Origin of the sequence: Mycobacterium sp. M26 (genome assembly GCF_001494595.1) — a bacterium.
Lineage (GTDB): Bacteria > Actinomycetota > Actinomycetes > Mycobacteriales > Mycobacteriaceae > Mycobacterium.
This window is the reverse complement of sequence record NZ_LN929908.1, coordinates 2,200,068-2,209,218: the sequence shown is the minus strand read 5'-3', so window position 1 is coordinate 2,209,218 and position 9,151 is coordinate 2,200,068. Positions and strand designations below refer to the sequence as shown.

13 protein-coding genes are annotated in these 9,151 nt (G+C 68.5%); 8 read left to right on the top strand and 5 right to left on the bottom strand.

Annotated elements, in window-relative coordinates:
• Positions 1 to 221: 221 nt before the first annotated feature.
• Positions 222 to 1,355 (top strand): nitronate monooxygenase, encoded by a 1,134-nt coding sequence (locus BN3385_RS19840; protein ID WP_059019280.1) that lies wholly within the window; start codon positions 222 to 224, stop codon positions 1,353 to 1,355.
• Between the two features lie 32 nt (positions 1,356 to 1,387).
• Here the strand turns inward: BN3385_RS19840 and BN3385_RS19835 are convergent, their stop codons facing one another.
• Positions 1,388 to 1,831, bottom strand: a complete 444-nt coding sequence (locus BN3385_RS19835) for a hypothetical protein (RefSeq protein WP_059019278.1) — start codon at positions 1,829 to 1,831, stop codon at positions 1,388 to 1,390.
• A gap of 195 nt (positions 1,832 to 2,026) precedes the next feature.
• Here BN3385_RS19835 and BN3385_RS19830 point away from each other — a divergent pair, with 195 nt between their 5' ends.
• From BN3385_RS19830 to BN3385_RS19820, 3 genes are read left to right on the top strand one after another with little or no spacing between them, the layout of a single operon-like run.
• Positions 2,027 to 2,458 carry an ATP-binding protein gene (locus tag BN3385_RS19830; RefSeq protein ID WP_059019276.1) on the top strand — a complete coding sequence of 144 codons (432 nt, stop codon included), beginning with the start codon at positions 2,027 to 2,029 and terminating at the stop codon, positions 2,456 to 2,458.
• Entirely contained in the window at positions 2,455 to 2,766 is a 312-nt protein-coding gene (locus BN3385_RS19825; RefSeq protein ID WP_059019274.1) for an STAS domain-containing protein, read from the top strand. Before BN3385_RS19830 ends, BN3385_RS19825 begins: the two co-directional genes overlap by 4 nt.
• Before the next feature lie 8 nt (positions 2,767 to 2,774).
• Complete coding sequence (locus tag BN3385_RS19820; protein WP_059022191.1) at positions 2,775 to 3,587, top strand: ANTAR domain-containing protein; 813 nt, start codon at positions 2,775 to 2,777, stop codon at positions 3,585 to 3,587.
• Here BN3385_RS19820 and BN3385_RS19815 read toward each other — a convergent pair.
• Complete coding sequence (locus BN3385_RS19815; protein WP_059022190.1) at positions 3,573 to 4,196, bottom strand: hypothetical protein; 624 nt, start codon at positions 4,194 to 4,196, stop codon at positions 3,573 to 3,575. The two genes, BN3385_RS19820 and BN3385_RS19815, sit on opposite strands and share 15 nt — an antisense overlap.
• Before the next feature lie 136 nt (positions 4,197 to 4,332).
• Here BN3385_RS19815 and BN3385_RS19810 point away from each other — a divergent pair, with 136 nt between their 5' ends.
• A complete protein-coding gene (locus BN3385_RS19810) occupies positions 4,333 to 5,022 on the top strand; it encodes a hypothetical protein (protein WP_059019272.1) in 690 nt (229 codons plus the stop codon).
• Between the two features lie 5 nt (positions 5,023 to 5,027).
• Here BN3385_RS19810 and BN3385_RS19805 read toward each other — a convergent pair whose 3' ends face one another.
• Positions 5,028 to 5,732 carry an SDR family NAD(P)-dependent oxidoreductase gene (locus tag BN3385_RS19805; RefSeq protein WP_059019270.1) on the bottom strand — a complete coding sequence of 235 codons (705 nt, stop codon included), beginning with the start codon at positions 5,730 to 5,732 and terminating at the stop codon, positions 5,028 to 5,030.
• A 54-nt stretch (positions 5,733 to 5,786) separates the two neighbouring features.
• On the bottom strand, positions 5,787 to 6,368 hold the full coding sequence (locus tag BN3385_RS19800; RefSeq protein ID WP_059019268.1) for a TetR/AcrR family transcriptional regulator: 582 nt from the start codon (positions 6,366 to 6,368) through the stop codon (positions 5,787 to 5,789).
• A 133-nt stretch (positions 6,369 to 6,501) separates the two neighbouring features.
• Between BN3385_RS19800 and BN3385_RS19795 the strand changes: the two genes are divergently transcribed.
• Positions 6,502 to 7,776, top strand: coding sequence for a cytochrome P450 (locus BN3385_RS19795; protein WP_059019259.1), 1,275 nt, complete (start codon positions 6,502 to 6,504; stop codon positions 7,774 to 7,776).
• Complete coding sequence (locus BN3385_RS19790; protein WP_059019257.1) at positions 7,773 to 7,961, top strand: ferredoxin; 189 nt, start codon at positions 7,773 to 7,775, stop codon at positions 7,959 to 7,961. The genes BN3385_RS19795 and BN3385_RS19790 overlap by 4 nt, the downstream gene beginning before the upstream one ends.
• On the opposite strand, the gene BN3385_RS19785 is transcribed toward BN3385_RS19790, so the two are convergent.
• A complete protein-coding gene (locus tag BN3385_RS19785; protein ID WP_059019255.1) occupies positions 7,948 to 8,256 on the bottom strand; it encodes a hypothetical protein in 309 nt (102 codons plus the stop codon). The genes BN3385_RS19790 and BN3385_RS19785 overlap by 14 nt on opposite strands.
• Before the next feature lie 85 nt (positions 8,257 to 8,341).
• On the opposite strand from BN3385_RS19785, the gene BN3385_RS19780 reads away from it, so the two are divergent.
• Positions 8,342 to 9,124 (top strand): helix-turn-helix domain-containing protein, encoded by a 783-nt coding sequence (locus BN3385_RS19780; RefSeq protein ID WP_156432820.1) that lies wholly within the window; start codon positions 8,342 to 8,344, stop codon positions 9,122 to 9,124.
• The last annotated feature ends 27 nt before the right edge of the window (positions 9,125 to 9,151 follow it).

The window sequence follows — 9,151 nt, the reverse complement described above, 5'->3', positions numbered from 1 at the left end:
ACCCCTATTCGTTGCTCGGTGCTCGTCGTCGGGCACCACAATCGACGGTACTCCTGTGCGACCCGCGAATGCGTGACGCGCGGCTGACGTGTACCCCTGGTCCACCTGGGCAGATAGCCATTCGTGAGTTCGTTGTGGGGAACACCTGGACTGGACCCCATGCGGGCGTACTAAACTAGAACACGTTCCAGTCGCCTACCGCCCGCTTTAAGGAGCCGGTCATGCACACTTCCCTCTGCGATGAGCTCGGCATCGAGTTCCCGATCTTCGCCTTCACCCACTGTCGCGACGTGGTGGTGGCCGTCAGCAAGGCCGGCGGCTTCGGCGTTCTCGGCGCGGTCGGCTTCACCCCCGAAGAACTCGAGATCGAACTGAAGTGGATCGACGAGAACATCGGCGACCATCCCTACGGCGTCGACATCGTCATCCCGAACAAGTACGAGGGCATGGACGCCAACATGTCCGGTGACGAACTCGCCGACATGCTCAAGAAGATGGTCCCCCAGCAGCACCTGGACTTCGCCAAGAAGCTGCTGGCCGACCACGGCGTGCCCACCTCCGACGCGGACTCCAACGCCCTGCAGCTGCTCGGCTGGACCGAGGCGACCGCCACCCCGCAGGTCGACGTCGCCCTGCAGCACCCCAAGGTCACGCTGATCGCCAACGCGCTGGGCACCCCGCCCGTCGACATGATCAAGCACATCCACGCGGCCGGCCGTAAGGTCGCCGCACTGTGCGGCTCGCCGGCCCAGGCCCGCAAGCACGCCGAGGCCGACGTCGACATCATCATCGCCCAGGGCGGCGAGGGCGGCGGCCACTGCGGCGAGGTCGGCTCGATCGTGCTGTGGCCGCAGGTCGTCAAGGAGGTCGCACCCCGTCCGGTACTCGCCGCCGGCGGTATCGGTACCGGTCAGCAGATCGCCGCCGCGCTCGCGCTGGGGTGCCAGGGCGCCTGGTCCGGATCGCAGTGGCTGATGGTCGAGGAGGCCCACAACACCCCGGTGCAGCAGGCCGCCTACATCAAGGCCAGCAGCCGCGACACCGTGCGCAGCCGCTCGTTCACCGGCAAGCCGTGCCGGATGCTCAAGAACGACTGGACCGAGGCCTGGCAGACCCCCGGCAACCCCGAACCGCTCGGAATGCCGTTGCAGTACATGGTGTCCGGGATGGCGGTGGCCGCGACCAACAAGTACCCGAACGAGACGGTCGACGTCGCGTTCAACCCGGTCGGACAGGTCGTCGGGCAGTTCAGCAAGGTCGAGAAGACCTCGGCGGTGATCGAGCGCTGGGTGCAGGAGTACCTGAAGGCCACCGGTCGGCTCGAGGAGATCAACGAGGCGGCGGCCGCCGTCTGACGGTGGCCGGCGCGGGCCCGGTCGGCTGCGGCTCAGCCGACCGGGTTGAACGAACTTCCGTTACCCCACTCGCCGGAGGTCAGGTAGCCCGGCTGCCAGCCCCGCGCGCCCAGGCACAGCATCGGCAGCCCGTCGGGCGACTGAGCCGCGGCCTGCGGGCCCGGGCACGGCGAGCCGACGGTCTGCACGCCGTAGAGCTTGTAGGAGATGACCCACGCACCGGCGTCGGCCGGCGAGCGGTCCATCCCGACCGTCGACTGGTTCGGAATCCAATGGCAGGCCAGGGGTTCACCGCCGGGGCCGCGGCCGAAGATGAAGCGGTCGAAGTTGTAGCACGGGGCGTGCAGGTAGGCCTCGTAGTTGGTGCCGGGCGGGTCCCCGGGGAACGGCCCGTGCGGTTCGTCGGCTCCGGCGGTCGGGGCCGCACACAACGCGGTGCCGGCCACAGCTGCTGCGGTAACGATCTCGCGGAACATATCCACCCTCACCAGTCGCGGGTCCCCGGGCCCTGTGCCCCGAGGCCCTCCCCGGTGAGCCTAGTGGGTACGACACGATGACTTCGGGTGAAACCGCAAAGGCGCGCGGGCAAACCCTGGGTGGGTTCAGGTGGCGTTGATACGCTGCGGCGGTTACGCCGTCGGGGGAACGCATACGGCGACAGAATGGGGTGGATGAACAGTGGCGCGGCGCAACCGCCACCGCCCGACGGGTTCCCGCCGGGACCTTTCCGGCTGCGCGTCGAAGCCGATCCGGCCAACCTCGCGCTCGTCCGGGCCCAGCTGCGGCAATGGTTCCCGGCCGCGCGGATCGATCCGGAGACCGCAGCCGACCTGTTGCTCGCGGTGGGTGAGGCCGCATCGAATGCCGCCGAGCACGCCCCGATCGGCGCACGGCATAGGGTGATGCTGACCGTGACCGCCTCGATCACCGCTGCGGGCGTCCGACTGGTTGTCTCCGATGACGGGTGCTGGAGGGAACCACCGGAGTCGCCCGGTTTTCGGGGCCACGGGCTACGGCTCATCGCCGCTCTGGTCGACACGATGCGCCTGACGCCCACCCCGCACGGAACCACCGTTGACATGACCAAGGAGTCGACTCGATGACAGAGGCCCAGTTCCGGGTCATCCCTCCCGCGGAGGGGACGGCACCCGTCGTCGCCGCCTCCGGGGACGTCGATCTGGCCAACGTCGCGGAGTTTCAGTCGGTGATGAACCAGGCTGCCGCGGGCTCCCCTGCCCTGACCGTCGACCTGACCGAGGTCAACTACTGTGACAGTGCGGCGGTACGAGCCCTGTTCGCCATCGCCGCGAGCACCGAACTCACCATGATCGTGTCCGCCGCCGGACCCATCACCACGCTTCTCGGGATCTCCGGACTGGACCGTGTCGCCGCCGTGGTCACCAAGGAGTGAGACGCACCGTGCCAGCCCCGACCTTCCAGCCCCGCGAAAACACCGCTCACAGTGAGCTTTTCGATCGCATTCTGGAGCGTGTCCACCGCGACGTGCCCGAGGCGCTGGGCCTGGCGATCACGGTTCACGACCACCGGCTCTACGAAGGTATGACGATCGTCGCGGCCGTCGGTATCGGTGGCCCGATCGTGCAGGGCCAACTCGACGGCCTGGGCGGACCGGTGGTGGACGCGTTCACCCATCAGGTTCCCGTCCTGAGCCTGGACCTGTGGCCCGATGACCGCTGGCCGGCGCTGACCGCGGAGGCGATGCTCGCCCGCGCACCCGAGCACGGCGAGGACCTGCGCCGTGCCGCCGGTTCGGTCGCCGTCCCGGGTGTCTGGGAAGCCGACGGGACCGTGGTGCTGTCGTGCACGCTGGACCGTCCCGCGACGGCGGGCACGGTGAACACCCTGATCGGCTACGAACAACTGGTCTCGGCCGCGATGATCACCGCGGGCACTCAGGACGGCACGGCGGTCGCCGACATGATGGCCGTGCTGCAGTCCCGGGGGGCGATCGAGCAGGCCAAGGGCGCGATCATGGGCGCGCTGGGCTGCGATGCCGAAACCGCGTGGTCGACCCTGCGCCGTGCCAGCCACGAGTCGAACGTGAAACTGCGGGTGCTGGCGGTGGCACTGATGGAACAGATCAGCGGCTCGCCCGCCGAACAGCCCGACGTCGGCACCCCGATCGTCCCGGACGAGTCCGCCCGCAAGGCCGCCCGGCTGTTGTGGGCGGTACTGACCCACGCCTCGAAACCGGTATCACCCGGCAACTGAGGCCGGCATGTCGATCGTCGTCGTCACCGACACGATCTGCGGGTCCGGCGGCGCCGAGGAGAACCCGAAGCTGACGGCCGGCAGCAGCGGGGCCAGGCCGCCGAGGTCGCGCCCACAGAACGTGCCCTGCGCACCGATGACCCGCCGGGATCGCCGCACCCCGTAGTACTCGCGGCGGCCGTTGCCCGCACTGCCCGCGGTGCGCACCCCCGGGACGATCAGCGCGGCAACCGGATTGATCGCAGCCAGCCACCAGGGTGCGGTGGCCAGCCGGCCGGGTACCAGGCGCAGCAGCCGGTCGACGGGAGCCGCCGCGCCGATCCGCACGGTGACGTCCAGTCCGGGGGCGCCGACCGTGAGCCGGTCGCTGGTGAGGTCCGCGGTCACCTCGCCGAGCTCGATGCGGTCGAACTGATAGGTCGAGGACACGAAGTCGGCGACCTCGGAGCTCGGCGCGAGCAGGATGCGCTCGTCGTCGGGAGTTTGGACCATCACGTCGGCGAACGAGCCGAACGGGGAGACCGGCCAGCGGCCGATGACCAGCCGGACGCCGGACTCGGTGCCCACCCCGGCGATGTGTCCGGTGAAGACGAAACGTTGCCCATTCACCAGATCGAGGGTAGCGATCGGGACCGCACCGGCGCCGTGGGCCAAATGACAGGCGAAACGCCGCCTGGGCAGCGCCGAAAACCGGCTCCGTGGTGGTTCGCTTAGAGACATCACCCGTCGCCGCCGGAGGGAACCCATGTCGGTCCACGACCCGCACGATCACGACGCGCCCACCCCGTCCGGCGGCAGGCTGTGGGCGGCCACCGGCGCTGCAGCCGTGCTGGCCGCGGTGGGCCTGGTGGTCGGGGTGACCATCACCGCCGGCTCCCCCGACACCCTGCCCGCCGCCCAGGCGGCGCCGTCCACTACGTCGACCACGGCTTCCACCACGGCCTCCACGTCCGCGACAGCCACCACCTCGGCCACGAGCACCACCACCACCTCGGGGTCGGCGGCGCCGACCTACAAGCCGGACAGCAAGGGTTACGCCAACACCAAGGCCCGCTGCGACGACAGCCAGACCGTGGTGGCCTACGGCCGCACCGAACGCTCGCTGGCGGTGGTCTGTGTGGACCCCGACGGCAAGCTGGAGTACCGCGGCCTGCGGCTGCGCGATGACGCCGGTATCCAGGTCGCGGCCAGCCGGGGCTCCGACGGCACCATCGTCGCCGATAACGACGGCGTCACCTACTCCATCTCCCCCACGGTCTTCCTGGTCTCCGAGGGCGACAGCGTGATCTACCGCGATTCGTGGATCGAGTTCCAGCAGCCCGGATTCTCCGGTGAGAGCACGACGACCTCAGCCAGCAGCTCAGCAGCCGCGACCACCACGGTCAGCACCACCACCGTCACGGTCACCGCGACGACGACGAAGTCCGGCAACTAGAGCGGCTAGGTATTGCGCCCGCCGTTGACACCGAGAATCTGACCGGTGATGTAGCCGGCCTCCTCGGAGATGAAGAACGCGCACGCCGCCGCGATGTCCTCCGGCTTGCCGATCCGCCGAACCGGGGTGGCCTCGATGTTGGCCTGCACGTCACCGAGGTTGCCGCGGGCCTCCGCACTGCGCAGCATCGGCGTGTCGATGAAGCCCGGGGGGACGGCGTTGACCGTGATGCCGGCCGGGCCGTATTCCAGCGCAAGGCTTTTCGTCAGCCCGTTGACGCCGGACTTGGCCGCGACATAGGCGGACATGTAGGGCACTCCGGAGTGGGTGCTCGACGACGAGATGTTGACGATGCGGCCCCAGCCGGCCTCGAGCATGTCGGGCAGCACGGCCTGGATGGTGTGGAACACCCCGTGCAGGTTGATGTCGATGATCTTCTTCCACTCCTCGAAGCTGATGTCGGTGAAGCGGCGGAAGCTGTCCTTGCCGGCAGCGTTGACCAGAATCGTCACCGGCCCCAGCGCCCCGCGGATCTCATCGAGTGCGGTATCAAGCTGGGCGCGGTCGGTGACGTCGGCGACGTAGGAGAAGTCGTGCTCCGACGGGTTGAGGTCGATGACGGCGACGTGGTAACCGTCGGCGCGCAACCGGTCGGCCACCGCCGCCCCGATTCCCGAACCACCGCCGGTCACCACCGCTGTTTTGGACACGTTGTTCTCCCTTCCGGCGGACGAGCCGCTGAGTTCGCGAATTCTCTTGCTGGACTATCTGTTTCGGCGCGGGGCACGCAGGCCCAGGGTGCGCCTGCCGGCCTCGACCAACTGCTGGTGCAGCCAGTCCCGATCGGCGGCCAGCCGGGGATCGGCCGACCCGGCCAGACCGGCATAGGTGAAGCGGGCCCGCATCAACCCCTCCGGACCCGGGTCGAGGTCGGCGAACAGTGCGAGTTGACGCGCGATCATGTCGGTCCACACCGGGTTGGACTTCACCACACTGTGCACGCCGGGATCGTTGGCCAGCACCGCCACGAGCAGCGGATTGTCGACCGCGACCCGGGCGTAGCCGGTGAGCATCCGCTCGGCCCTGGCATGGGTGCCGCGGTGCTTCTCGGCGTCGTCGACGATCTCGGTGAGGCTGGCGAAGATCGGTTCCAGAACAGCGGTCAGCAGTTGCTCACGGGTCCGAAAATGGTGGTAGATAGCGGCTTTCGTGATCCCCAGCTCGTCGGCGATCATCTGCAGCGAGGTGCCGGCGAAGCTGTGCCGGATGAACAGTGCGATGGCGGCATCGATCAGCCGGGCCCTGGTGTCGGTCTGCGGTGCGCTGGCCAGAGTCGTGGCACTCATCGGTCGACACCTCCCTGTCTGCTTGCCGATCGACAAGCAATCACCTTTACGATCGGCTAGTAATCTACCATACGATCGGCTAGCATCGCCCTTGCCGATCGTATGGGCAAACACTCGATCTGGAGGGATCTCGATGACCGACAACGTGGACTTCTTCATGGACCGCGACGTGGTCGCCGATCCGTACCCGTATCTGGAAGCACTGCAGGCACAGTGCCCGGTCGCTCGCGAACCGCATCACGGCGTCTGGATGGTGACGGGCTGGGAGGAAGCCAGCGAGGTGGCCGGCGACGCCGACCGGTTCTCGTCGTGCATCTCGGTCACCGGGCCCTTCCCCGGCTTCCCGGTGCCGGTCGAGGGTCGCGACGATGTCGCCGAACTCATTGCCGCACACCGCGACGAACTGCCCTTCAACGATCAGCTGCCCACGCTCGACCCGCCGGTCCACACCGACCACCGGGCCTTGCTGATGCGGCTGATCACCCCCAAGCGCCTCAAGGAGAACGAGGACGCCATGTGGACCATGGTGGACCGGGCCCTCGACGACTATCTGGTGGGTGGCGGCGGCGAGTTCATTGCCGGTTTCGGCCAGCCGTTCACCCTGATGGTGATCGCCGACCTGCTCGGCGTCCCGGATGCCGACCGCGACGAGTTCCTGGCCGAGATGCAGCAGGGTGACCACCACGGTGGTGGAATCGGCAGCGTCAAGGGCGAATCCCTGGCCAAGTCCCCGCTGGAATACCTCTACGACAAGTTCAGCGCCTACATCGTCAACCGCCGCGCCAACCCCAGCGGTGACGTGCTGTCCGAGATGGCGGCGGCGACCTTTCCGGACGGCTCGGTGCCGGACCCCAGTGACGTGGCCAAAGTCGCCGCCAACCTCTACACCGCCGGCCAGGAGACCACGGTGCGGCTGCTCAGCGCCGCACTGCAGATCCTCGGCGACCGGCCCGACATCCAGCAGATGCTGCGCGCCGACCGGTCCAAGGTGGGCAACTTCATCGAGGAGGCGCTGCGCTTCGAGAGCCCGGTCAAGGGCGACTTCCGGTTGTCCAAGGAGGCGGTGACGCTCGGCGGCGTGGACGTACCGTCGGGGTCCACCCTGATGGTCGTCAACGGTGCGGCCAACCGCGACCCGCGCCGGTTCACCGATCCGAACACGTTCGACGCCAACCGATCCAACGCGCGCCAGCACATCGCGTTCGGCCGCGGTGTGCACACCTGCCCCGGTGCGCCACTGGCCCGCGCCGAGGCCCGGGTCGCCCTCGAGCGACTGCTCGACCGCACCACCGACATCCGCATCAGCGAGGCGCACCACGGCCCGGCCGGTGCCCGCAGCTACAAGTACGTGCCCACCTATATCCTGCGTGGGCTCACCGAGTTGCACCTGGAGTTCGACCTGCCATGAAAGCCGATGTCGATGACGGCCGCTGCCGCGGCCACGGTGTGTGCACCACGATCTGTCCGCAGGTCTTCGTTCTCACTGACGACGGCTACGCCGAGGTGATCGTCGACGAGGTGCCCGACGACCTCGCCGACAGTGTCCGGGAAGCCGCACAGGCCTGCCCGGAGAACGCCATCATCGTGAGCTAGGGGTGGCCGGGTAGTCGACGATCGAGCGCCAATAGTCCTCGGGGATCTCGGTATTCGACCGCAGCACCATCGCCAGGCCGGTGGCCATCGCGATCCCGAGCAGGCCCAGCCACAACCCGGCCAGCGCGACGGCCACCCAGATCGCAGTCGTCACCGCCGGCCACGGCGCGACCACCGCCAGCACCGGCGCGAAGAAGAAACCGGTACCGACGTACCACGATGAGCCGGCCCGATCGGCCTTCATGACCAGCCCTAGCCACCGCGGGACGGGCCGGGTCTGCTGTGTGCGCGTCATGTCTCCACGGTCTACCCACCAGGTAATGCCCGCAATTACCTGACAGGTAATGGCCTGGCCGCCGACGCTGGGCCATGCTGGACCGATGAGCCGTCATCCGGTGTTCGGTGAGCTGCTGAAGGATTGGCGGCACAAGCGGCGATTCAGCCAGCTCGATCTGGCCCTGCAGGCCGATGTCTCGGCCCGCCACGTCAGCTTCGTGGAGACCGGCCGGTCGGCTCCCAGCCGGACGATGGTGTTGCGGCTGGCCGAGGCGCTGGCCGTCCCGCCGCGGGACCAGAACCAGCTGCTGATCGCCGCGGGGCTGGCACCGGCCTACCCCGAACGCCCGCTCGACGACCCGGCGATGGCCGCGGTCCGCACCGGCATCGACCGGGTCCTGGCCGCCTACGACCCCTATCCCTGCCTGGTGGTGGACCGCAATTGGGATGTGCTGCAGGTGAATACCGGGACCGCGGTGCTCCTCGAGGGTGTCGCGCCACAGCTGCTGGAGCGACCGAATGCGCTGCGGATCGCCCTGCACCCGGACGGCCTGGCACCGCGGATCCGCAATCTCGCCCAGTGGCGACATCATGTGATCGGTCGCCTGCGCCGGGAAGCCGCGGTCGCCGGCACGGCTGCAACTCGCGAACTGCTGGCCGAACTCGAGGCTTATCCCGGCGGTGACGACGATCCGGCCGGCCTCGGCGATGTGGCGGTGCCGTTGGAGCTCTACCGGACCGACGGGATCCTGCTGCGGTTCCTCAGCCTGGTCAGCACGTTCGGCACCGCGCTGGATCTGACCGCCGCCGAACTCGGCATCGAGGCGTTCCTGCCCGCCGACGAATCCACGGCGCAGGCGCTACGGGCCGCCGCGACCTCGCCTTAGAACACGTTTCAGTTGTGAGTTTTCCCA